Source organism: Ramlibacter sp. MMS24-I3-19, from assembly GCF_050320135.1.
Classification (GTDB): Bacteria; Pseudomonadota; Gammaproteobacteria; order Burkholderiales; family Burkholderiaceae_C; genus Ramlibacter.
In genome coordinates this window covers 782,496-806,020 of record NZ_CP190017.1, presented here as the reverse complement: position 1 = coordinate 806,020, position 23,525 = coordinate 782,496, and the positions used below count along the sequence as shown (strand labels likewise).

The window sequence follows — 23,525 nt, the reverse complement described above, 5'->3', positions numbered from 1 at the left end:
AACCGCAGGTCTGTGAACGACGTCACCCTTCACCTATCCCGACGCGAGTTGGCGCACTGGCTGGCACTACTCGCGCTCGGCGACGAACATGGCTGTGTACTGGTTCTCACGCCCTTCGAGGCCTGCGGCTTTGCTGTGATCCCGGCCGAACTCAAGGAGGACGGAGACATCCTCCTGATGGACTGGAGTTGCCCGCAAGTGCGGGACCTGCGCGCACGCTTCGGCCACTACAGCGCTGCCTCGTTCGCCACACGCCTGCAGCAGGGCGAATTCATGGAAGGGCTATGTGCGCTGGTAGACAAGGCTGCGGCGCTGGCTGGGTACGCTGTCATTTGGTGTTGATGACAGGAGCGAGCCGCCGGGATCGAAGCCAGCCGGAGCCCGCAGCGGTGCACCGCCGGAGTCAAGGAGCGAGCGATGAACGAGCCAGCCGAGAGCATGCGTGTGCATGCGGGCCTTGGATGTCGGAAATCATGTCCTCTTTGCAGCCTGTTCTCGAGCACCTTGAGCGGCTGCCGCTGCCTCGTAGGCTGGAGCTCCTACGCACCGCATGGCCAGAGCTTCGTTGTGCTCACCCGGTCCAGACGATAAACGCAGGCCGCTTAGCCAGCCTGCAGGAGCTGGCGGCAAGATTCACTTGAAGGGCGCGATCAAGGCGAACGCAATGACTTGTCGGCAGCAGGGGGTCCGCCGAACCGCAGCTTCCGGGAAAACAGGAGAGTTGAATTGACCACACCCCACCAACGTACTCGGTCGACTTTGCAAACAAGGGAGTTTCTTGCCAGGCTGCTTTCACAAGATGCGTGGCCGGAGCTGCCAACCCAAGTACGAGACGAAGCTAGCCGCCTGCTGCGCCACTATCCTGAAGCGTGGCATCTCTCTAGACTACATGATCGAATCCCTGAAGACTGGGGGTCGCTCGCGGCAGTGCAGGAGGAGATGCTCGGCCTCCCGGTACGACCTGCGCCAGATCAACACTAGGGCGGCTTTCGGCCAGGAGCAGTCGTGCCTTGTTCAGATCGGGGATTGATCGCCACACTCGACTGGTCTGGTGGGGTCAGCGGTGCAGTGAGCTTGTCCACAAACGCTGTGCATTCGAACCACTGCGGCTAGGTGTTGAGGCTCAGTTTTGTTGCACGCCTGCTCTCCTGCAAAGAACGCCCTGCGTGGCGGGGCGTCATTCGGTGCACGGGTCGGCTTACTTCAAAGGCGGCACGCTTGGGGGCACCTTGCGGGCGTGGAACGCCTGCTCGAATGCATAGGCGACTCTGATGACCTGCTCGTCCTCGAACGGGCGGCCCAGGATGTCCATGCCAATGGGCACGCCGATGGGCGCCGTCTCGTTTGCCGCGGAGAAGCCGACGGGCACGTCGATGGCGGGAAAACCCGTCACTCCGGCCAGAATGCCGTTGCGGTCTGCCTGGTTCAGCTCGGTGATCGGAACGACCAGCCGGCGCTGCATCGGGTACACCACGAAGTCGACCTTCTTTTCGGCCATCGCGGCCAGCAGCCGGGTGCGCAGCGCGTCGATCTTCACCTGGCGGGCGAGGTAGTCGGGCTCTGTCATGCCCGAGGCGAAGGCGTCGGTGCTGGCGAGGAACTTGCCGAGCGTGGGCTGGTGGTACTTGCCCGAAGCAATCAGGGCGTGGACATCGGCGACGGGTGCCTGATCGCCCAGCGACTTGAGGTATTCGTTGAACAGCGGCTTGAATTCGTACTTCTGCACGTCCATGTCGCGGCCGATGGCATCGGCATCGAAAAACGGATCGGCGATTTCCACGATGGTGGCACCCGCCTGCTTCATGGCCTCGATGCCATTGGCCATCGCCGCGTTGACCTCCTGGTGGATCGGCTGCGTGCCGAAGAAGCCCTTGAGCACGCCGACGCGCGCGCCCTTGAGGCCGTTGCGGTCCAGGCTGGCGACGAACTTGGGCGCGGGCTTGCCGTAAGCGGCAGCCGTTGCCGGGTCCGCCGCGTCATAGCCCCCGGCCACGACGTCCAGCACCGCGGCCACGTCCGCGACCGAGCGGCCGAGCGGGCCCACGACGTCCTGGGTGCTCGAGACGGGCATCACGCCGGCGCGGCTGACCAGGCCCTTGGTGGTGCGAAAGCCCACGAGGCTGTTGGCCGAGGACGGGGACCGGATGGAGTTGACGGTGTCGGAGCCCAGGCCCACCGCGGCCATGTTGGAGGCAACTGCGGCGCCGGTGCCGCCGCTGGAGCCGCCCGGGGTGCGCGTGAGGTCGTAAGGGTTCTTGGTCTGGCCCGCCAGCGAGCTCACCGTCGTGCCGGACAGCGCGAATTCGTGGAGGTTCGTCTTCATCAGCACGATGCCACCGGCGTTGCGGATGCGCGCGGTGGCGGTGCTTTCGACCTTCGGCGTGCTGTCCTTCAGGAGGATATTGCCGCCCGAGGTGGCCAGGTCGGTGGTGTTGTAGTTGTCCTTGACGGCAAAGGGGATGCAGTGCAGCGGGCCAGACAGCCTGCCGGTCTTCCTGAACTCGGCATCCATCTGCGCGGCGATGTCGCGGGCCTGGGGATTGAGCGTGATGACCGCGTTGAGCGCAGGGCCCTGCTGGTCATAGGCACGGACGCGGGCCAGGTACTGGTCGACCACCTGCACGCAGGTGACCTGCCTGTTCTGCAACGCCTCTTCGATAGCGGCGATGGACGCTTCGTCCACCTTGAAGGCTGCAGCCGAGGCGATGCCGTGGACAAGGAGCGCGGGCACGGAAGCCGCGAGCAATTTGAATTTCATGTCGTCAAGTTTTTTGCTTTGAGTTCAGGGCAGGCACATCAAGCATCTGGCGTGCCAGCCTCGGGAGTTGCCAGTGAGCCATGTGCCTGGCCCGCAGAACAAGGCCGTCCAGCCGATCTACTTGCCGCTTTCCTTGCGACGGATCATCGTCGCAAGGTGCTCGTCCTCCTTGTAGAAGTAGGCCCGATCTCCGTTGCGCCAGGTTCCCAGCCAGAGCATGTTGGCCGAGATGGCATCGTGGTCCTGCCCGCTGAAGGGTCTGTCATAGGTGGAGACCACGCCCCGATAGACCTCTCTCTGGTCTTCGAGTGCGCGCTTGAGCGCCGGACCTGAGAGATCGCCGTTCGCGTGGAACATGGCGTACAGCAGCAGGTACACGCTGTCGTACGTCTGCGCGGCGGACATCATCGAACCGATCGGAGTTTCCTTGCCGAACTTGGAATAGTGTCTCAGGAACGTGCTGTTCCTCTCGAGATAGATATTTGGCAGGATAGTCTGGACCATCAACGTGCCCTCGACTCGGCCCTGCGAGGTCTGGTAGGCCGAGGCGTTGCCCAAACCCCAGGGGCCAAACTGGGGGACCTTCCAGCCGATGGCGGCGCGGCTGGCGGACAGAACACCCTGCTCAGGGCCGACGGTCCACCCGATCACCGAATCAGCACCGGCCTGCTTGAGTTCCTGCAGCTCGCTCTCGAGCGACTTCACGCCGATGTTGAACCGGATCACCTTCACCACGTCGACCGACACCTTGGCCAGCGCGCTCTGCAGATCCTGCAAGCCTGTATCGCCATATCCAGTTCGGTCGACCAGCAGCCCGACGCGTTTCAATCCGCGCTTCTTGATCTCGTTGGCCAGGAACGTGGTCTGCAGGGAGTCCGGTGGGGAGGTCCGGTAGATGAAGCTTTGGGCAGCAGGGTACTTGTGGGTCAGGACAGTTCCTGTGGCGCAGGGGACGATCAGGATCTGCTTGGCGTTCTGGAACACATCCAGCGATCTCATCGCCACGCCGGTGTTGCAAAAGCCGATCGTCGCGGTCACGTGAACCTTGTTCACCAGTTCCTGGGTGTGCTTCAGCCCGGTGTCGTTGTCCGCCCGGTCATCGCGAACGACAAGCTCCAGAGGCCTCCCCAGGTACCCTCCGACCTGGTTGATTTCCTCGACGGCGACCTGCGCGCCGACAAGCGCGCTGTTGCCCATGTCGGCCGAACCACCGGTTAGAGGAAAGATGATCCCCAGGCGCACCGGCTCGGGAGTCTGGGCAGAAGCGGTGGCTAACGATCCTGCGATGGCAACGAACAAGAGTGATTGAATCAGCCGCACGAAATATCTCCTCATCGATACGGTCGATTCTTCATTTGCCTGATCAGCAGGTGAACTGAATCTTTCTGTCACTGGCCTGCCTGGCAACACTCGCAGTACGTCCTTCTCAGTTGCGTCGGTCCGGCACGTCAATGCAGCCGGGAATCAGTCACCGGTCAGCCGATCTGTAGCAGTGTCTAGGAATGGAGGCCGACGCGCCGGCAAACCGATTGAATTAGTCCGGCTCGCTCGCCTGGTCCCTCTGTGAAACTCGTCATCCGGTGATCTGCGTGAGTCGATCCAGGCGCTTCTCTATGTCCGGGGTATTCAAGCCTTCACTTGCCGCTTCGGAGTCACCGAGAATGGCTCGAACTGGCGTCTGCCACGACCGGTGAGCGCCTCACTAAGGGATGAGGCAATCCGCAGCGCAGTCACGAAGGTCCAAAGTTGGTGCGACATGCTCTAAACCCGCGAATGCACCGACGGTCTTCTGCTCCTATCGCACGGGTGACGCTGCGTTTGCTCGCCACAATCGAGCGCTCAACCTAGGACAAGCGTCGCACGAAGCTGTGGGCCGGAGATCTGTGCGGAGATCGGCGACGGTTCCCGCTGCAGCCTGTCGGACCTACGCGCGATCGAGTTGATGGTGACCGCGAGAGGGTGCCAATGCCCTCGCCGACGCTTCTTCCGGCTTTCAGACCCGCTTCTCTCGGGCATTGTCACAGGGCGTGTCCTCAGGCCGTGACGTCAGTTCCTGGCCGGAAGCGGCCGTGTGCCATCGCCGGTGCCCTTTCTACTCGGGGCCGCCTCGATGACGCTCACCAGAAGGGCATCTCCCGAAGCCCGATATACCTTGGCGCAGGGAAATCATCGGCCGAATCCGCCCAGCAGGACTGGTTCAGGACAGAGGGAAGACCTGCATGTCCTGGCTTCCCCGAAGCCGCAGTGGCTCAGAAGCTCTGCCAGTCGTCGTCCGTGCCCGTCCGGACAGTCGCCGCTGCCAGGGCCGTCGTCGGCCACTTGGCTCGTACAGGCTCAAGCGGGCGCACCAAGCGGTCCGGCACCACGGACGTGGTCAATGCCAACGGGCTGTTCGACGCCTCGTGGCCGGCCAGCTTGAACACCGCGACGGCGCCCACCAGATGCTGCGCCTGCGACTTCAGACTGTCGGCGGCGGCGGCACTTTCCTCGACCAGCGCGGCGTTCTGCTGCGTAGCCTGGTCCATCTGGTCGACGGCCGCGCCGACCTGGGCCACGCCCTGGCTCTGTTCGCGGCTGGCGGCGCTGATCTCGCCCATGAGTTCCGTCACGCCGCTGATCGCCCTGACGACCTCGTCCATGGTGGTGCCGGCCTGGTCGACGAGGGCGCTGCCATGTTCGACGCGCTCCACGCTGGTGGTGATCAGCGACTTGATCTCCTTGGCGGCGTCTGCGCTGCGCTGGGCCAGGCTGCGCACTTCGCTGGCCACGACCGCAAAGCCGCGGCCCTGTTCGCCGGCGCGCGCGGCTTCCACCGCCGCATTGAGCGCCAGGATGTTGGTCTGGAAGGCGATGCCGTCGATCACCGAGATGATGTCGGCGATCTTGCGGCTGCTGTCGTTGATGCCCTTCATGGTCTCGACGACCCGGCCCACCACCTCGCCGCCGCGCAGGGCCACGGTGGAGGCGGTCTGGGCGAGCTGGTTGCCCTGCTGCGCGTTGTGCGCGTTCTGATGCACCGTCGCGGCCAGCTGCTTCATCGACGCGGCGGTCTGCTGCAGCGCGCTGGCCTGCCGCTCGGTGCGGCCCGACAGGTCGTTGTTGCCTTGCGAAATCTGGCCGGAGGCGGTGGCCACCGAGTCTGCGTTCTCGCGTACCTCGAGCACCACGCGCGCCAGGCTGCCCTGCATGTCGCCCAGCGCGGCAAGCAGCTGTGCCATCTCGTTGCTGCCGTCGGCCCGAATCGCCAGTGTCAGGTCGCCGGCGGCAACAGCGCGCGACATGGCCACCGCCTGGTTCAGGGGGTGCGTGACCGAGCGGATGATCCAGGCGGCCATCAGCAGCGCGGCCACCAGCGACATCGATCCCAGCGTCCATACCACGGTGCGCACGGAGGCGATGGCGTCCATCGACTTGCGAGCGTCCGCGCGCATGGCGTCCTGCTGCTGGCCAATGAGCTCGTCAAGCAGCTTCAGATAATCCAGCTGCGTCGGGCGCAGATTCGCCACCAGCATCACCTTGGCCTCTTCGTCTTTGCCGTCCTTGAACAATGCGAAGAAGTGCTCCTGCTCCTTGTTGAAGCGGGAGCGAACTTCCTCCACCGCGACATAGCGTTGGCGGGCCCGCGGATCGATCGCGTTTTCCAGCTCGTGGAGCAAGGCGCCGTTGCCCTTGCTCACGTCGGCGATCTGCGCCATCTCCTTGTTGGCGTCGGATGCGGGCAGGAGCAGCATATTGCGCAATTTGCGCGCGATCACGTTCAGGTTGTCCTTGACCGTGGTCAGACTGGCGATGGTCGAGTATTCCTTGTTGACCACCTGGTCGAAAGCGCTCTCGACGCTGCGGAGTTTGAGAAGCGTGACGCTGGCGATGCAGACGATCAGGAGTGACAGCAAGCCGAAGCCGAGTTGCAGGCGCGTGGAAATGCGAAGGTTCTTCATAAAGGAATGGGTTGACGTGGCAGCGAACGGCTAGGGTGTTGCCAGCCGTCGGTACCGGTGCCTGGAGGATGTGGCGAGTGGCACATCACGAGCACCATGTCTACTTCGGCCCGACCCCGTGTTTATTAACCTGAAATGGCTCGTCCGTAACCATTCTGACTACTCCCTGAACATCGACCAGCGGACGGTCGCTGTCTGGCGAACCACCGCGCGCATGCGGCAGCCGTTGCCAGCCGTGCAACCTGGCGTGGAGAGATCGGCGGAACAGCCAACTAGCCGCCGTCCGCTTGACCTTGAAGCCCTGACCCGCGAGCAAGGCCAAGACCTTGTCACAGTGGTCTCCCTGGACTTCCACGACGCCATCTTTCACGGCGCCCGGAGCCGCACGCCGCCTTGTGCTGCTTGGACGTCTAATCAAGGGAGGCGGAATCCATTTCCAGGCCTCGCACGACAGTGACCACCTTCCCGCCGCGTCCCTTGGTCTCCCGGGAGATCCGGACGATGCCGTCGGAAACTGCGGACGCGGGCGCGGATGTCGAGCACGCGCAGAGCGAGATGGCCTTGCGGCAACCGGGACACATGCGGCCCGAGTCTGTGGAGTAGACCAGGCCGCCGATCGACGAGCGGGGCTTCATGGAGCACCGATTGTCGTCCGGCGTCTGCTTGCGGCGGCGGATTCAACCGGTCAATGCAACACGCTACTCTGCGTAAGCAGAAGGAGTGTGGATGCGGAGAAGAAGACCGAGAACCAAGTACACGGAAACTCAGAAGGCCTTGATGTGGGAGCGTTGGAAGAAGGGAGAGACCCTTCACCAGATCGCTCGCTTGTTCGATCGCCCACACACCTCGATCCGGCAGGTCCTCGCCGAATCAGGTGGGTTTCGACCTCCTGAACGCCGCCGCTCCAAACTGGCACTGACCCTCGCTGAGCGAGAGGAAATCTCTCGTGCACTGGTCGCAGGCGAATCGATCCGTGCTGTGGCCACCCGGCTCGCACGTGCTCCATCGACCATTAGTCGGGAGATCGCGCGCAACGGCGGCGCCGCCTGTTATCGAGCAGCTCAGGCCGACCAAGCGGCCTGGCAGCGGGCTCACCGTCCCAAGCAATGCAAGCTCGCTCAGAGTGCTACGTTGGCCCGCCTGGTGACGCACAAGCTCCAGAGCCAATGGTCGCCCGAGCAGGTCGCAGGCTGGCTAAAGCATACTTACCCAGGCGACGAGAGCCTGCAGGTGTCACACGAAGCCATTTACCGGAGCCTCTTCATTCAGGCACGAGGTGCCCTGAAGAAGGAGCTTCTCGAGCACCTGAGGCGAACGCGCGGGATGCGCCGCTCACGCCACCACACGCAGAAGACCGAGGTGCACGGCCAGATCTCTGATGCGGTCTCCATCAGCGAACGTCCTGCGTCCGTAGAAGATCGAGCGGTTCCGGGCCACTGGGAAGGCGATCTGTTCTTCGGCAGCGGCAACAGCCAGATTGCAACGCTGGTGGAGCGCCAGACGCGCTACGTGATGCTGGTGAAGGTGGCAGGCAAGGACACAAAGACAGTCGTCGATGCGCTCGTGCGCCATGCTCGCAAGCTGCCGCAGGAGCTCTACAAGTCACTCACATGGGACCGCGGCAAGGAGCTGGCGGCCCACAAGCGCTTCACGCTAGCCACAGACATCCAGGTTTACTTCTGTGATCCTCAGAGCCCGTGGCAGCGCGGATCCAACGAGAACACCAATGGCCTGCTCAGGCAGTACTTGCCGAAGGGCCTGGACATCTCAAGCTACTCGCAGGCCAGCCTGGATGCGATCGCGCGGAAATTGAACGAGCGCCCGAGGAAGACTCTGGGCTTCAGGACGCCAGCTGAGATGTTCGACGAATGTGTTGCGTCGATCGGTTGAATCCGCCGCCAGAAGCAGCCGTAAGCGGACGCGGCGATAGTCCAACGATCGGGGCTGGGGATTCTCCCCGAACATCTAGGGTCACACACCACGCAGGTTAGCGTCACACCAATGGGTGCGTCATCTGGCCCGGCGGGAACGAACGTCGAGGCGGGCGCTCGGCACCCGAAGCAGAAGAGGTATTCCTCGTATCTCGCGGGTGTGTCATCAGCAGAGCGGCGCGCGTTTGTGCTCGCGATGATTTCGTTCGCATGTGCGCGCGAGACTCGCATGTGTACGCGGCCGCAGCGTGGGCACTTCACTTCCATAAGTGGGTTCATCGATCCTCCGCAGGAGCTCTCACTCGTCATCGGATCCGATTCATGCCGGCCGACGCGCGATGACTGTAAGTACAACCACGCGTGCCCAGCAATCAATCACCCAAGAAGGCTTATGGTCAGCCAGTAGATGCCAAAGAACATCTACGGATTCTGCAAGTTAGGTCACCCGAAGCGCGGGTCCGGTCCTGGCCGGAAGCAGCCATTGCTTCACCAGACCTTGGACTGACCTCAGAACTGCTTGTGGAAGCCGACCGTCAGGCCCCGGGGCAGAGCGGTGGCGGTCCATGCCGAATCCCGCGTGAACTTGTAGTACCCGATCCCCGCGCCCAGGGCCGCGCCCGCGAGGACATCGGTCTGCCAGTGAGCCTGACTCTTGAGGCGCGCCGCACCGACATAGAGCGGCAGCGCCGCCAGCCCCCACACGGCCGGGTGATCGCGGCCGTACTCCGCAATGAACGGGGTGACGATGGCACTGATGTGGGTGACCTCCCCACTCGGAAAGCTGCGGTAGCTGCCGCCCGAACGGAACCATTGGTTCGGATCGTCGAGCTCACGTGGCCGCGGCCTGCGGAACACCCTCTTGAGTCCCGCGTCCGCGACATCGGCGATAAGCATGGCCTCGCTCGCCTTCCAGAACGTCCTTCCGAGTCGCGTCTCGTTGCCCTCCCACAGCGCGCCACCCAGCACCGTGACGGCGGAGATGTTCTGCACGGCGAGCTGGTTGGAGCGCGCCCATATTCCGTTCTCATCCAGCGGGAGGCGGTGGTCGATTCCAAGAGGGCCACCGGCACCCCAAGCGTTGCAGGAGAGGGACGCCGCCACGGCGGCAGCCGAAAGTGCGCGAATGAAGATCCGCATGCTCGTCTCCACTGCGGCGGCTTCGCCACCGCTGGTCGTCACGGGGGACAGGCAGCCCTGCCGGCCGAGTTTATTTGACCTGTGCACGGGAGCAGCAGTGTCATTCGTCGCCGTCATGGGAACTGGATGTGGATGCGGGCCTGCCCCGCACCAGGTGTTCCAGATGACTCCATGCATCGAGGGCCGTCGTGTACGCGCGCGCCATAGGTGACCTGGCTGAGCGCGCCAGGGCGGCGCCGAGAAAGGCCACGGGCAGGGCCGCTGCAATGTCGTACGGAAAATGCACCCCAAGAAACACGCGGCTCCAGCCCACAAGCAGGCCGAGGGCAAACAGGGGAAGGCTCCACCTTGCGAACCGAGCAGAGATCGCCGCCGCACAGGCGAGCGACCAGAACACAGTCACGTGGTCGCTCGGCATGCCAGGATCGGCGACGTGCGCGAGGAACTGCGTGCCCGCGTGGGCCATGAACGGTCGCGGATGGGGCCAGACATGGGTGACGATTTGCGCAACACCCAGTGCGAGCAAGGCTGCAAGCAACATCTCGAGGAGCGCGCGGCGCTGCTCCTCGCGGCCCCGCAGCCACGCCCAGACAAGGGCGACCGGAATGGCCCAGATCACCCATTGCGCGATGACCATGGCAGCGGCGATCTCCCAATGAGGAGTAGCGTGCGTCGCGTTGAGCCGATCGAAGAGGAGTAGCTCGTCCATCTGTGCAGCGTGAAGCCGAAGGCCTTCAGCGCAATCCGGCCGCCGAGTCGAACGCGGCGAGCAGGTCGGCCATGGCTCCTTTGCAAGCGGCTGCATCGGGATGGCTGGCGCGCAGCGCCTCCAGTGCGCGGTCGATCGCCTTGTCCAGCACGTGCCAGTCGCTTGCGGCCCGGGGCTTCAGGCCGGCCTCCGCCTCGTCCCATGCCGCTTCCAGATCCTTGATGCGGGCTTTCGCAGCGGGCAGTGCGCCCTTGTCGACCAGGTTCGAAGTGTCCTGGGCAATCTTGCGGAAGTTCGAGAGATCCCCCAGGCGCGAGGCCTTGCCCTGCGCGGCGTGCGCCGTCGCCATGGGAGACACGGCGGGTGCGACCTGGCCTACCGCCAGCAGCAGGCCGAAAACTGCCCCGGTGATGCCAGTGGCCTGAGACTTCTTCATGGTTCGTCCTTTGTGAATTTGGCCCTTCGGACCGAGGCGCTCAGGATGCGATACGCCGAGGCGGCAGGCTGATGATGAAAACGAGGGCGGCGATCACCGCCAGGAAGACGGCGCTCGTGACAACGGTACCCAGGCCGAGGCCACCGTATTCGCGTGCCTGCGCGAGGAAGTCGCCGAGCGATGCGCCGAGTGGGCGCGTGAGGATATACGCGAGCCAGAATGCCAGCACCGCATTCATGCCAGCGCGCCAAGCCACTGCGATCACTGCAATGAGCCCGCCGAAGACAAGCAGGCCGATGCGAAATCCCAGCCCCAGCGCCTCGGTGGCGAGGTCGCCGGCGGCCGTACCCAGCGCGAAGGTCACGAGAATGGCTCCCCAGTAGAACAGTTCGCGCGAGCGCGTATCGATCGCGTCGATCGAAAGCGTTCCTTCCGAGCGATGCCAGATCCAGAACCACGCGGCCAGCAGCACGCTGAACGCCGCAGTGCTTGCATAGAGACTCACGCTCAGCGTGTCGGTCAGGATGTCTGTGATCTGCGTGCCGACGATGCTCAGGAGAACCACGGTCAGCCAGTAGATCCAGGGCACGTAGCGGCTGCGACTGACCTGGAACACCAGCGCGGCAATCAGCAACACCGTCATCAATGCTGTAGTTCGGCCTGCGCCCAGGCCGACGTGCACAGCAAGGTAGTCGGCCCCCGTCTCGCCCACCGTGGTGGACAGCAGCTTGATCACCCAGAAGCTCAGGGTGATGGCTGGCACCTTGTTCCAGAGGAACCCAGGCAGCGTGCCGGGACGGATGGCTTCCATCACTTCTCCTGGGCTTCCTTGCTGGCTTCAGAAGCCTCCTCCGAAGCGCTTTCCTGCTTCTGCGAGACGATCTTGCCGTTGCGGGCGTCAACCTGGATCTCACTCACGCCGCTCCTGCCCTCTTGGGCAATGTCGAAGGACCAGACCAGTTTGCCGTGCTCGCGTTCCAGCTCGACGCTCTGGACCTTGCCGTTCGGGACGCGGCTCAGGGCCGTCGCGGTGGCCTGTTCCTGCGAGATCTTCGCCTGGGCCTGCAGCTGCGCCTGTGATGGCTCCGCAGCAATCGCGTGGGTGAAGCAGACGGCGCCGGCCAGCGCCAGAACAGAGAGGACAGGCTTGAACATCTGGAACTCCGTGAACAGGCGGCCCGGATGGCCGCGGGTCCAAGGATCATGCGGGCCGCTCCTGAGAACAACCTGAGAACCTCTGCTGCGAAGCGTGGCGAGCCGTGATGGCGGCCAGACGAGTCCTCATCCAGGCGTCAGGTTCCTCCGGTAAGTTGCGGCAGCAAGCCAGAGGAATCCGTCCGTGCGCGTCCTGCTCGTCGAAGACGATCCCATGATCGGCCAAGCCATCGCCCAGGGCCTGGTGGACTCCGCGCACGCCGTTGACTGGGTGCGTGCTGGCGAGCAAGGGCTCGCCGCGGTGCGCGGCGCCCGATACGACATGATGTTGCTGGATCTGGGCCTGACGGGCATCGACGGCACCGAGGTGCTCCGCGCTCTGCGCCGCAGCAACGAGGAACTGCCGGTGCTGGTGATCACCGCGAGGCACCAGATCGACACCCGGGTCGACGTGCTGGACCTGGGAGCCGACGACTACCTGGTCAAGCCTTTCGAGCTGAAGGAACTTCTGGCACGCATGCGCGCCGTCGTGCGCCGAAAGGGCGGCTCGGGCTCGCCGGTCCTCGTCGCTGGAGATCTCAGCGTCGATCCGTCCTCGCGCGAGGCGGAGTTCCGCGGCGCGAGATGCCGCCTCTCCGGCCGTGAGTTCGCGCTGGTCGAGGCGCTGGCACGCCGGCCAGGGGCGATCCTGTCGAAGTCGGACTTGGAGGAGCGCATCTACGGCTGGAACCAGGCCGCGGACAGCAACACGGTGGAAGTGCTCGTGTACGGTCTCCGGCGGAAGCTTGGCAACGAGGTCATCCGCACGGTGCGGGGCGTCGGCTACATGGTGGATGCGCGTTCGTGAGGCCGGTCGCACGACATTCCCTGCAGTGGCGCCTGACGCTTGGCCTCGTTGCCGCGATCCTGCTGACCGGATCCGCCGCCGCGCTGTTCTCTTTCACCTGGGCACTGCGTGACGCCAACGAGATCCTCGATGGCGCCTTGGTGGACACCGCCGCCTTGATCGCGAACGGCCAGATGGCCCTTCCCGACCAACCCGCGAAGCTGCCCGGATCCGAGCCAGAGAACGAGACGCTCGTGGTTCCTCTCCGGGCTGCACCCGCCGGGGGGAGTGGGATCGCGTCTGTTCTGGCCGCCTTGCCAGACGGGATGCACACCGTGCGCTGGCAGGAGCGCAGCTGGCGCGTACTGGTGCGGCAGGTCAGTCCGGACCAGCGCGTCGGGATCGCTCAATGGACCGAGGCGCGCGATGAGATCGCGCGGCACAGTGCATTGCGCACGCTCATCCCTCTGCTGCTGCTGGTCCCCGTGCTCGGCCTCGTCGTGCGCGAGGTGGTCCGGCGCACCCTTGCGCCCGTGGCTTCCCTCGGGCGCCACGTGGACTCCAGCGCGGTCGCGTTGGCGGCTCAACTGCCAGACCTGCAGGTTCCGCTGGAGATCGAACCTTTCGTGCAGTCGATCCGCCGCTTGCTGCAGGAGTTGACGCAGGCACTTGAGCAGCAAAGACGGTTCGTCGCGAACGCCGCTCACGAATTGCGCTCGCCCATGGCCGCCCTGCAGCTGCAAGCCGCCAACCTAGAGCGCGTCTCGATCGGCGAGGAAGCGATTTCGCGTCTGGGGCAACTCCAGCATGGAATTCACCGAATGCAGCACCTCTTGGAACAGTTGCTTGCGATGGCGAGGTCAGAAGCTGGAAGTCGTGAGGGGCAGCCAGTTCGCCTGAGCGACGTCGCGCGCGAGGTGCTGGCGCAATGTGTTCCTGCCGCGCAGGAGAGGGAGATCGACCTGGGGATGGATCGTGCAGACTCCCAACTGCACGTGACCGGTACGTCAATCGACCTCGTCACCTTGCTGCGCAACGTCGTGGAGAACGCCGTGAAGTACAGCCCGCCCGGCACGCAAGTGACCGTTTCCGTTTACCGGGAAGGTGACGAGGCGGTGCTGGCAGTGGAAGATGAAGGCGTCGGTATTCCCGAGCCGCACCGTGCTCGCGCCTTCGAACCGTTCTACCGTGTTCCAGGCGCCGAGGAGCCAGGCAGCGGGCTGGGCTTGGCCATCGTGGCCGCGGTTGCGAAACGGCTCGGCGGGCATGCGGAGCTGCGGCCACGGCCCGGCGGACAAGGCTTGCGCTTCGAGTACCGGCAGCAGGTTGCGCAGGCCTAGCCTGCGTCGCTTCGCAGCCGCTCTCCGCACGGCTGCAGAGGCGCTGATGCAAGGCAGCGCGTGCACCACGACACCTGAAGCACTTTTCCTACGCCGCCCTCAGGTGGGTCTCAGATCGCGCCGGTACCTTGAGGTCCGGTCGGCCCCGCGCCGATCGAAAGGACAAGATGAACAAAGTACCCGTCCTCTCACACTCGATCCAATCCCATTCCGTGCTCCGCAATGCGGTGAGCAAGGTCCCGGAAATCACATTAGGCTTCTGGATCCTCAAGATCGCAGCCACGACGCTCGGTGAAACGGGGGGCGACTGGGTGACCATGTCGCTGAATCTCGGCTATGTCGTGGGCACGCTGATCTTCACCGTCCTGTTCATTGCGCTCGTCGCCGCACAGGTCCGGTCGCCGCGCTTCCATCCCACCCTCTACTGGGCAACGATCGTGGGTACCACGACCTTGGGTACAACGATTGCCGATCTTGCGGATCGCTCCGTCGGCTTGGGGTATCCAGGAGGCGTGGCGCTGGTTGCCTCGCTGCTCGTGATCAGCCTGGCGGTTTGGCACAGGTCCGAGGGAACGGTCTCGTTCCGCAGCATCGTCAAGCCGCGGGTGGAGTGGTTCTACTGGTGCACGATCCTGTTCTCGCAGACACTGGGCACGGCCTTGGGCGACTTCCTGGCTGGAACTGATCGAGGAGGTCTTGGACTCGGGTACGAGAACGGTGCGCTCATCTTCGGCGCCGGGCTCGTGATCGTTGCGGCACTCTATTACTGGACGAGCGTGTCGCGTACCCTGCTGTTCTGGGTTGCGTTCATCCTGACGCGACCTCTCGGCGCCACCCTGGGTGACTTCCTGGATAAGCCAATCGCCCAAGGCGGATTGAACCTCAGTCGCCTGTACGCGTCAGTGGTCCTGCTGGCCTTCATGGTCCTCTGCGTGAAGATGATTCCGCAGCGCCCCGCAGCGGCAGGTTCCATCGGCTAGGCGGGCCAGGTATGCGCCGGCGTCGTAGGTGCGCGCCCGGGCCGGCGCAAGTAGCTCTGAGCACCGTCTTCCAGCACCGGGGATTGTGCGAATGTCCCGTGTGCCCGCGGTCGCCGCAGTCCCGCCGAGTCCGAGGAATGTAACGCCACGTAAACTAGAATCGGAGCGTGGTGAGTCAGCGCTCCTCGTCGGATCCATCTCCTAGCGCACGGCCGCGTGAAACACGGTCGCCCGAGGAGCTCCGCACGTTGGTCCAGTCGCTGGTGCGCCTTGCGGGATTTTCCGACTCCGACGTTCCCGTCCCAGAGGCGTTGCCTGCTGGCGTGACAGAGAACGGAGCCAATTGGCGCATGCCAAGATCACGCCTAGGTGCACTGCGCGACGAGGCAGTACGGCGTGCGGTCGTCTCCGTTCAAGACTGGTGCGACATGTCGCACACGCGTGCTGCGCTCGCATCGCCGGCAGATGCTCCGAATGCGATCCAAACGACAAAGATCCATTCATAGCGCCCGCCCAAGTGGAAGTACAGGCTGGTCACCTAGGAACCCTCCCAGCGTGGCAATGCCGACAACCACGGGCAGTCACCCGCGATGCGCCGCCGCGCCGCCAACCCCGACTCGCGTTCCAGGAAGCTCCCGAGTGCGACCGCCAGGTAACCATAACTTTGAACCAGCTCTGCGACGTTCATGCGAGGCCATCCACCAGCTTGCTTGGGGCGCAAGGACCCGCAGCTGCAGCTCGTGCGAACTTGCGTTTGTGCCACCGAGTCACTGCTGCAGCTGGGTTAAAGCGGAATCGCCAAATTGGACGCCAGCAGCGGGCCAACAAAAAAAGGACGCCCGGGCGCATGGCCCGGGCTGAACAAGCCGCCGCAAGAGGATCGCTCTCGCGCGGCCTTCGCAAGCGTACAGACATATCACGATTGCGCCACCCTCGGATTCCCTGAATTCCGTGGCTCATCGAAGATAAGCATCGGCGTCGGCCTGAGCGGTGCTCCCACTCGACGCTTCTGAAGCGCGAGCCACGCGCAGAGCAACGGCCTCCGGATGCCTACTCCGGTGGCCGTCCTCGGTGAGCACCGCGTCAGTGCGGCTTCACGTTTGCGCCGCGGTTCGACGTGCCTACTGGCTTGGCGACGATACTGGCGGGCTCGTCGCTGTCGCCCGCCGCGACGTACTGCATTAGCAGTTCGGCCAAACTTCCGGGCGACGGCGAGCCGAGGCCCGTGGTCGCATCCCAGCCGGGGCCGGCGGTGTAGCCCGTGACATCGATCGGGTTGCCGGCGGCGTCGAATTCGACGGCCGAGTTGTTGCCCAAAGCGATATCGTGGAACAGGCCGCTGTACAGCGCCGGCATACGGCCGATCTCGTACAGGCCGGCGTTGAGGAAACCCAGCGGACGGCCGGCGCGCTCGTTGGCGATGGCGACCAACGCGGCCCATTGCGGCGCACCGGCGCTTGTGCCGCCGAAGCGGTACCAGCCGCCAGGCAGGCCGGGAATGTCTAGCCGCACCAGCACGCCGTGCAGCACCGCCGCGTTGTACGCGACGTCCGGCACCGCGCGCTGCTTGAGGCCGCGCATCGACGCCTTTTGGTACTTCGGTGCGTCGAACACCGAGCTGTATCCGCCACCCGTGGCGCCGGTCGCGGCGAACACATTGCCGAAGTCACCGTACTTTGGGCCTTCGTTCCAGACGATCTCTGACTGCCACGTGCCCGGCGCCGGGTTCGTCGCCGGGTCGCAGCCGAGCGCTGGCAAACAGAAGCCAGCGGCGCGCAGTTCGGTGCCTCCGACCGCGGTGACCAGCGGGTCGTTCGCGGGTGAGGACACTGCCTTCTCCCAGCTGCTGCCGTCGCAGCTGGGCAGCGCCGCGCCCTGGTCGGCCGAGGAGGCCAGCAGCGTCATGTTCTGGCGGGTCGCCTGCGCGAAGACATGGTGGTACGCGCGGTGGGTGGCGGCATCAACGCAGTTCTCGTTCGCCCCGAAGCTCATGGAGATGACATTGCCCAGGTTGTTGTCGACCGCGTAGCGGATCGCGCTGAGAATGTCCGAGTCGGCGCTGGTCTTCGCGAGCACGAGGACGATCTTCGCGCCGGGCGCCATCGCGTGCGCCCATTCCACGTCCAGACTGATCTCCTCCGCCCAGCCGACCATCACTGGGTCGGCCGGATCGAAAGGCGTAAGCCCGTCGGGCGCCACCTGCGACAGCTGCACGGGCGGCAGGCCGTAGTAGCTGTCAAAGTTGTTCATCTGCGCCTGCAGGTTGGGATGCTGGAACGCATCGACGATCACGATGGTCTGGCCAGCGCCGTCGTAGCCACGTGCGATGAAGCCGTCCAGCTGGTAGGCCTTGCGCATCTGGTACGGGTCGTAGCAGGAGCCCCGCGACAGGCCGACCTGGCACGCTCGCAGCCCATACGCAGGTCCTGCGGACGCGCCAGCCACGCTGACCAGCGCTTCCTGGGGCCCCAGCCTCAGTAGCGGCTTCATGGCCGACCCGGGCTGCCCGGCCGAGGCATGCGGGGACCAGGCGAAGGCGAGTGAGAGGGCAAAAGGAATCAGCTGCCGCAAGCGGCCTAAGAACGTCATCGATGTCTCCCGGTGTGTGGTGCCGCGAATGGACGGCTTCTGGCACCGGCAGGGCGCGCGGTGCTGAGCCTCACGTTACAGCTGAGGCAGTTTCATGTTCACCGGGTTTCTACGTGCCCCAGCTATTCGGCGGCACGGTTGTGCTGGGTGTGGGGTAGCAATCGGGCGATTCCGGGAAGCCGGAAGAGGCCGCTACCCGTGTTGTGAAGGGCGCCACGATGCGACGCAATGTGAGCTCACCAGTACCGAGGACTGAGCAGGCGCGGCGTTCCGGACCAGTTCCAAGCTGGCGGCAGACCCATCATCCAGGTCAGCTTCGAATCAGCAGCGCAGTGAACCCAGCCTACACAGACCCACTCGAAAACGGCACGCTGCTCGCTCACGAGCATGGGCATGCTGGCAGGTCGATGCACCAGCCCGCAGCGTCCACACCGCCGTCGCCCAAGGCCAAGCTGTGGCCTGCGATGAGGGCACGTCCGAAGATGCTCGCCTGCGTGATCTTCGGACTTGTCGTCTTCTATTCGGCGCACTCGGCCCTGCCACTCTCAAGCGCTGCGGCTAGCTTGCTTGCCTGGAACCTCGCCGCGGTTTCATACCTCGCGCTCACCTGGTTGGACGCGCGCCAGACCACTGCGGCGGACATCCAGAAGCGGGCGATCAAGTTCTCGCCCGGTCGCAAGTTCATCTTGGTCACGGTCATCACCGGCGTGGGAGCCGTGCTGTTCGCCGTGGCGACCCAGTTGGCACTGGCCAAGGACATGCACGGGTTCGCTCGTGCGTCGCACCTTGCACTATCCGGCCTGACGATGCTGACTGCGTGGCTCTTCACGCAGGCAGTCTTCGCGCTGCACTATGCGCACGACTTCTACCTCGAGCGCATCCACGAACGTCCCGACCCGCTCCAGTTTCCCGGTACCCGGGATCCGATGTACGCGGATTTCTTTTACTTCGCGGCCATCATCGGAACTTCAGGACAGACCGCAGACGTCGCCTTTAACGGATCCGCCTTGCGTCCGATCGGCACCTTGCACTGCATCATCTCGTTCTTCTTCAACGCGAGCGTGCTGGCCCTGTCCATCAACGTGCTCGCGGGCGCGTTGTTCTAGAGCCGGCCGAGCCGCAGGAGGCCTATCCGGGTCGCAAGCCGCGAGTTGTCGCTGCAGAGCTGCATTTAAGACTTCGCAAACGAGAGCAGGACCTCCCTGAGGCAATCGCCCCGTGTGCACGGGGATAGCGTGAGCGCGAGTGAGCAGTGGGCCTGCGACGCGGAAAGACTCGTTTCTCTGGAGCGTCACTCCCGTCACGTCGCAGGGCGTTCTGAACGGGGTTGGTGCGGCCCCGGCGCCTGCCTAGAATTGTCCTCTCGCAGACATTCCTGGACCGGATGGTCGGCATCGGTGATGTGACCATCTTCTCGACGGACAGCTCGACGCCTGTCGTGATGCTGAAGGGACTTGCCGATGCCGAGCGCGTGCTGGAGAGCCCCTGCGTAACGCCGTGGAGGCGCGGCGAGACCAGAAGCGGTTGCGCGCGAGCGAACTCGAGTGACTCTGGTCCGCGGCCGCAGTTCGATCGACCGTGCGCCCGCCTGGGCGAAATGGTGAAGACGACGGCCAGCGTCCGGCGTCGCGATGGGCGGCCGACCGAGTGCGGGATCCTGGAAATCCTCATGGAAACGGTGCTGGCCCGCGATGTCGTGAGCCTCGCAGCCGGGGACACGATTCGGCCGATTTCCTTCTCCTCTGGGCATCCCTGAACCCCGGCAGGGATTTCATGGCCGTCGCCGCGCTCATCCGAGGAACTGATGATCGCGTACCCGGAACGGCAGCTTCCGGCCAAGAGCAGTCATGTTGGTGCTTCGGCAACGGAAAGGCCACGACCTGATGGCTCCGCGGTGGCGCCGCCCTTTTTCGGTGGCGCCGCTCTTCGCCGGTCCCCTACCTCGTTTCCGCCGCACACTGCACCCAGCCGAGCCGTTTATTCGCTCCTGGTTCCTCTAGGCGTGCACCGCGCTAGGACGGTTCACCCTGCCATTTCAGTATACCGTCGCGTCGCGTGGGCGAGATGCCGTACTTCCTCTTGCTATAGCGGGATAGCAGATATCTGCTGCCATATCAAAGGACCATCTCGTGACCACCACAAAAGCGCAAACCCAAGTCAAACCCCAAACCGCTCAAGCCCAGATCCACATTCAGGCCCGTGGCAAGACGAAACTCTCTCTCGGCGAACTTTCTCTTTGTGCCTACGGCCTTCGGGACGTAGAGGAGATGCATCGCCACGCACCTGACACGTTCTGGATCTCACCAGCAGAACAGCGAGCGAATCTCCAGCCTGGACAGACCGTGAGGCTCGTCTTCCATCAAGGCTGGATTTGTCCTGTCGACGAGCGGATGTGGGTGAGGATCGTGCGGCGGGATGCCGAAGGCTACGTCGGTCGACTAGCTAATGAGCCTCATTTCATCACCGCCCTAAAGCTGGGCGATGTGGTGCGGTTCACCATGAACAACGTGGTCAAAATCTACTCTGCCGAGGACATAGCTATCGCAGTTCGCGAGGGCGCGCTCACCCGCTTCGTGCGCGCCGAAGCGCATGGGCAATGCACATGAGTGCGGGGACGATTGCCTGCGCATCAGACGTGCCGATCGAGCACCTATAAGCGCGGGGGGGCGTGGGCCGGAGGGCTGCTTCCGGCCACGAGCGGACTTCAGCTAACCGCAGGCTGCGAGTTTCGTCGCCGCGTGGCTGCGCGCCAGCAAACTGAAGGGGCTCCATCTTCCGGCGCATTCACAACTACCAGCTACCAAGGTGGCTTCGAACAATCGTAGCGAACGAATCCTCATCGCCGGTGAACGTCGTCCGCTTCATCAAGACGTGTCTCGGCCTTGTTCGGCTTCCCAGCAATCGCGCGATTGCCACGCGAACATCCAGCACAACCGTGCCGCCGAATAGCTGAGGCACGTAGAAACCCGATGAACGTTGGAGCTGCCTCAGCTGTAACGTGAGGCTCAGCACCGCGCGCCCTGCCGGTGCCAGAAGCCGTCCATTCGCGGCACCACACACCGGGAGACATCGATGACGTACTTGCGCCGCTTGCGGCAGCTGATTCCGTTTGCCGTCTTACTCGCCTTCGCGTGGTCCCAACATGCCTCGGCCGGGGAGCCTGGGGCGACCATGAGGCCGTTACTGCGCCTCGGGCCCCAGGAAGAGCTGGCCAGCGTGGCTGGTGCGACCGCAGGGACCGCGTATGGGCTGCGCGCCTGCCAGGTCGGCCTATCGCGGGGCTCCTGCTACGACCCGTATCAGATGCGCAAGGCCTACGAGCTGGACGGCTTCATCGAACGCGGCTATGACGGAGCTGGCCAGACCATCGTGATCGTCGATGCATTCCAGCATCCCAACCTGCACGCGCAAATGGACAGCTTTGACAGCTACTACGGCCTGCCGGCCGTGCAGCTGTCGCAGGTGGCGCCCGACGGGCTCACGCCGTTCGACCCGGCCGACCCAGTGATGGTCGGCTGGGCGGAGGAGATCAGTCTGGACGTGGAATGGGCGCACGCGATGGCGCCCGGCGCGAAGATCGTCCTTGTGCTCGCCAAGACCAGCGCCGACTCGGACATGCTCAGCGCGATCCGCTACGCGGTCGATAACAACCTGGGCAACGTAATCTCCATGAGCTTCGGTGCCAACGAGAACTGCGTCGATGCGGCCACGCACCGCGCGTACCACCAGGTCTTCGCGCAGGCGACCCGCAAGCACATGACGCTGCTGGCCTCCTCGGCCGACCAGGGCGCCGCGCTGCCTAGCTGCGACGGCAACAGCTGGGAGAAGGCCGTGTCCTCCCCCGCGAACGACCCACTCGTCACCGCGGTCGGCGGCACCGAACTGCGCGCCGCCGCATTCTGCTTGTCATCGCTCGGCTGTGACCCGGCCACCAATCCGGCGCCGGGCACGTGGCAGTCGGAGATCGTGTGGAACGAAGGGCCCAAGTACGGCGACTTCGGCGAGGTGTTCGCCGCGACCGGCGCCACGGGCGGCGGATACAGCTCGGTGTTCGACGCACCGAAATACCAGAAGGCGTCGATCCGCGGCCTCAAGCAGCGCGCAGTGCCCGACGTCGCTTACAACGCGGCGGTGCTGCACGGCGTGCTGGTCCGGCTGGACATCCCCGGTCCTGCCTGGCGGCTGGTACCGCTTCGGCGGCACGAGCGCCGGTGCGCCGCAATGGGCCGCGGTGGTGGCCATCGCCAACGAGCGCGCCGGCCGTCCGCTGGGCTTCCTCAACGCCGGCCTGTACCAGATCGGCCGTATGCCGGCGCTGTACAACAGCCTGTTCCACGACATCGCTTTGGGCAACAACTCGGCCGTCGAGTTCGACGCGGCCGACATCCCGATCGATGTCACCGGCTACACCGCCGGGCCCGGCTGGGATGCGACCACGGGCCTCGGTTCGCCCTCGCCCGGAAGCTTGGCCGAACTGCTAATGCGGTACGTCGCGGCGGGTGACAGCGACGAGCCCGCCAGTATCGTCGCCAGGCCGGTGGGCACGCCGAGCCGCGGCGCAAACGTGAAGCCGCACTGACGCGGGGCTCACCGAGGACGGCCACCGGAGTTAAGAAACCGTGTGGCCGTTGCTCGCGCGCGGTTCGCGCTTTAGAAGTGCGCCGAGTGGGTGAGGAGCAACGCGCTCCGCCCGGCGCCAATGCCTATCTTCGATAGTCGGCGAAGTGATTGCCAGCGCCGCAGGATCATCCCAATGACCGCTGTGCCAACAAAGATCGCAAGCAGCCACAGCTCGTCGCGATCATTTGGCGGGTGTTGCCCGAGTCCCGCAATTGACATCCAACACTGCCGGACCTGCATAGATGACTGCTTCCGGCCAGAAGCGGACGACGTCAGTACCGCAACCGGCGCGACAACCTGTACTTAATCAGGTCGCGGCCACCTGTGCGCAGCTCTAGGCGTTGGCAAGCGGGCTGGTGCGCGACGCCTGGCAGCTGCTCAAACAGCGGCAGTGCTGCCACAGGAAAAACTTTCCCTGCTGAACGCTCCCGCCGGATCGGAATTGGCGCCGGTCATCCTCTATCCTCTTCGGCGGAGGAGCTTTCCATGATCGACCACATCCTAGCTATGGCAGGGCACGAAGCCCTGCACCGTCTCATCCATGCGTACGGCGACGCGAAGAAGCGAGGCAACGCCCAAGAATACCTGCTGGCTATGTACGAGTTGCTGGAAACCATGCGACTGAATCAACTCCTGCCGGCTGCGCCAAGCGCAGTGGTAGAGCAGCAGACTGCGCGCGCGCTGGCGCAGGTGCTTGCGGAGGCGCGCGAACACCGGCCAGATTACTGGCCCCTGCAGCAGAAGCATCCGGCACAATTTGAGGCACTGCAGAAGCTTCTCGCCACCACCGATTACGACCTGCGCGACAAGGGCCAGGCGCCGCTGCACCACGTCCCATTCCAGAAGTTCACGTACGAGCTGCGCAGCGCGTTGGAGGGCTTCGGCTGGCAGCTGTATGCGGCGCGCGAGCAGGCCATTCTGAAATCTCGCATTGATCGGGCTGCGCAGTCGTCCGCGCCCAACGCTACCCCTTTACCCCCACGCGAACAGGCGTGAGTGCACACTGCCTGCCGGGTTTGCTTGTCGGTCTGAATGCAGAAACCGGCGACGAGCTCAAGTGGGCGACAAATGCCCATAGTCCCGCAGTGAGACTTCTCAATCCGCTC

The 23,525-nt window shown here is 64.4% G+C and carries 20 protein-coding genes and 1 pseudogene; 11 read left to right on the top strand and 10 right to left on the bottom strand.

All coding sequences use genetic code 11. The annotated features are described in order from the left end of the window. The first annotated feature begins 12 nt into the window (after positions 1–12). Positions 13–342, top strand: a complete 330-nt coding sequence (locus ACPWT1_RS03930) for a hypothetical protein (protein ID WP_427914111.1) — start codon at positions 13–15, stop codon at positions 340–342. Between the two features lie 327 nt (positions 343–669). Beyond that, positions 670–981, top strand: coding sequence for a BPSL0761 family protein (locus tag ACPWT1_RS03925; protein WP_427914110.1), 312 nt, complete (start codon positions 670–672; stop codon positions 979–981). A 217-nt stretch (positions 982–1,198) separates the two neighbouring features. Here ACPWT1_RS03925 and ACPWT1_RS03920 read toward each other — a convergent pair whose 3' ends face one another. The 4 genes and pseudogenes from ACPWT1_RS03920 to ACPWT1_RS03905 all read right to left on the bottom strand — a co-directional run. Then, positions 1,199–2,758: an amidase gene (locus ACPWT1_RS03920; protein WP_427914109.1), complete on the bottom strand. Its 1,560-nt coding sequence runs from the start codon at positions 2,756–2,758 to the stop codon at positions 1,199–1,201. A 117-nt stretch (positions 2,759–2,875) separates the two neighbouring features. Further along, positions 2,876–4,078: an ABC transporter substrate-binding protein gene (locus tag ACPWT1_RS03915; RefSeq protein ID WP_427914108.1), complete on the bottom strand. Its 1,203-nt coding sequence runs from the start codon at positions 4,076–4,078 to the stop codon at positions 2,876–2,878. Between the two features lie 929 nt (positions 4,079–5,007). Then, complete coding sequence (locus ACPWT1_RS03910) at positions 5,008–6,696, bottom strand: methyl-accepting chemotaxis protein (protein ID WP_427914107.1); 1,689 nt, start codon at positions 6,694–6,696, stop codon at positions 5,008–5,010. 274 nt (positions 6,697–6,970) lie between these two features. Then, positions 6,971–7,331, bottom strand: a pseudogene (locus ACPWT1_RS03905) (stress response translation initiation inhibitor YciH); the annotation flags it as partial. 91 nt (positions 7,332–7,422) lie between these two features. Here ACPWT1_RS03905 and ACPWT1_RS03900 point away from each other — a divergent pair. Next, the gene (locus ACPWT1_RS03900) at positions 7,423–8,586 is read left to right on the top strand and encodes an IS30 family transposase (RefSeq protein ID WP_427914106.1); all 1,164 of its coding nucleotides are present in this window, start codon (positions 7,423–7,425) and stop codon (positions 8,584–8,586) included. A gap of 548 nt (positions 8,587–9,134) precedes the next feature. Here ACPWT1_RS03900 and ACPWT1_RS03895 read toward each other — a convergent pair. From ACPWT1_RS03895 to ACPWT1_RS03875, 5 genes are all read right to left on the bottom strand, one after another. After that, a complete protein-coding gene (locus ACPWT1_RS03895) occupies positions 9,135–9,764 on the bottom strand; it encodes a phosphatase PAP2 family protein (protein ID WP_427914105.1) in 630 nt (209 codons plus the stop codon). Positions 9,765–9,864: 100 nt separating this feature from the next. Then, a complete protein-coding gene (locus ACPWT1_RS03890; RefSeq protein WP_427914104.1) occupies positions 9,865–10,473 on the bottom strand; it encodes an undecaprenyl-diphosphatase in 609 nt (202 codons plus the stop codon). Positions 10,474–10,498: 25 nt separating this feature from the next. After that, positions 10,499–10,909 carry a hypothetical protein gene (locus ACPWT1_RS03885; RefSeq protein ID WP_427914103.1) on the bottom strand — a complete coding sequence of 137 codons (411 nt, stop codon included), beginning with the start codon at positions 10,907–10,909 and terminating at the stop codon, positions 10,499–10,501. A gap of 40 nt (positions 10,910–10,949) precedes the next feature. Beyond that, positions 10,950–11,720 carry a hypothetical protein gene (locus tag ACPWT1_RS03880; protein WP_427914102.1) on the bottom strand — a complete coding sequence of 257 codons (771 nt, stop codon included), beginning with the start codon at positions 11,718–11,720 and terminating at the stop codon, positions 10,950–10,952. After that, positions 11,720–12,064 carry a PepSY domain-containing protein gene (locus tag ACPWT1_RS03875; protein ID WP_427914101.1) on the bottom strand — a complete coding sequence of 115 codons (345 nt, stop codon included), beginning with the start codon at positions 12,062–12,064 and terminating at the stop codon, positions 11,720–11,722. Before ACPWT1_RS03875 ends, ACPWT1_RS03880 begins: the two co-directional genes overlap by 1 nt. 184 nt (positions 12,065–12,248) lie before the next feature. On the opposite strand from ACPWT1_RS03875, the gene ACPWT1_RS03870 reads away from it, so the two are divergent. The 3 genes from ACPWT1_RS03870 to ACPWT1_RS03860 all read left to right on the top strand — a co-directional run bounded on the left by ACPWT1_RS03870 (position 12,249) and on the right by ACPWT1_RS03860 (position 15,210). Beyond that, a complete protein-coding gene (locus tag ACPWT1_RS03870) occupies positions 12,249–12,911 on the top strand; it encodes a response regulator transcription factor (protein WP_427914100.1) in 663 nt (220 codons plus the stop codon). Continuing rightward, positions 12,908–14,230, top strand: coding sequence for a sensor histidine kinase (locus ACPWT1_RS03865; protein WP_427914099.1), 1,323 nt, complete (start codon positions 12,908–12,910; stop codon positions 14,228–14,230). Before ACPWT1_RS03870 ends, ACPWT1_RS03865 begins: the two co-directional genes overlap by 4 nt. 167 nt (positions 14,231–14,397) lie before the next feature. Next, a complete protein-coding gene (locus tag ACPWT1_RS03860; protein ID WP_427914098.1) occupies positions 14,398–15,210 on the top strand; it encodes a hypothetical protein in 813 nt (270 codons plus the stop codon). A gap of 1,083 nt (positions 15,211–16,293) precedes the next feature. Here the strand turns inward: ACPWT1_RS03860 and ACPWT1_RS03855 are convergent. After that, entirely contained in the window at positions 16,294–17,568 is a 1,275-nt protein-coding gene (locus ACPWT1_RS03855; RefSeq protein WP_427914097.1) for a S53 family peptidase, read from the bottom strand. 563 nt (positions 17,569–18,131) lie between these two features. Between ACPWT1_RS03855 and ACPWT1_RS03850 the strand changes: the two genes are divergently transcribed. From ACPWT1_RS03850 to ACPWT1_RS03830, 5 genes are all read left to right on the top strand, one after another. After that, the gene (locus tag ACPWT1_RS03850) at positions 18,132–18,905 is read left to right on the top strand and encodes a DUF1345 domain-containing protein (protein ID WP_427914096.1); all 774 of its coding nucleotides are present in this window, start codon (positions 18,132–18,134) and stop codon (positions 18,903–18,905) included. A 224-nt stretch (positions 18,906–19,129) separates the two neighbouring features. Continuing rightward, the gene (locus ACPWT1_RS03845) at positions 19,130–19,555 is read left to right on the top strand and encodes a PH domain-containing protein (RefSeq protein ID WP_427914095.1); all 426 of its coding nucleotides are present in this window, start codon (positions 19,130–19,132) and stop codon (positions 19,553–19,555) included. Positions 19,556–19,928: 373 nt separating this feature from the next. Next, positions 19,929–20,405: a DUF2314 domain-containing protein gene (locus ACPWT1_RS03840; protein ID WP_427914094.1), complete on the top strand. Its 477-nt coding sequence runs from the start codon at positions 19,929–19,931 to the stop codon at positions 20,403–20,405. Positions 20,406–21,102: 697 nt separating this feature from the next. Further along, positions 21,103–22,302, top strand: a complete 1,200-nt coding sequence (locus ACPWT1_RS03835) for a S53 family peptidase (protein ID WP_427914093.1) — start codon at positions 21,103–21,105, stop codon at positions 22,300–22,302. Between the two features lie 603 nt (positions 22,303–22,905). After that, positions 22,906–23,415, top strand: a complete 510-nt coding sequence (locus ACPWT1_RS03830) for a hypothetical protein (protein WP_427914092.1) — start codon at positions 22,906–22,908, stop codon at positions 23,413–23,415. Positions 23,416–23,525 lie beyond the last annotated feature (110 nt).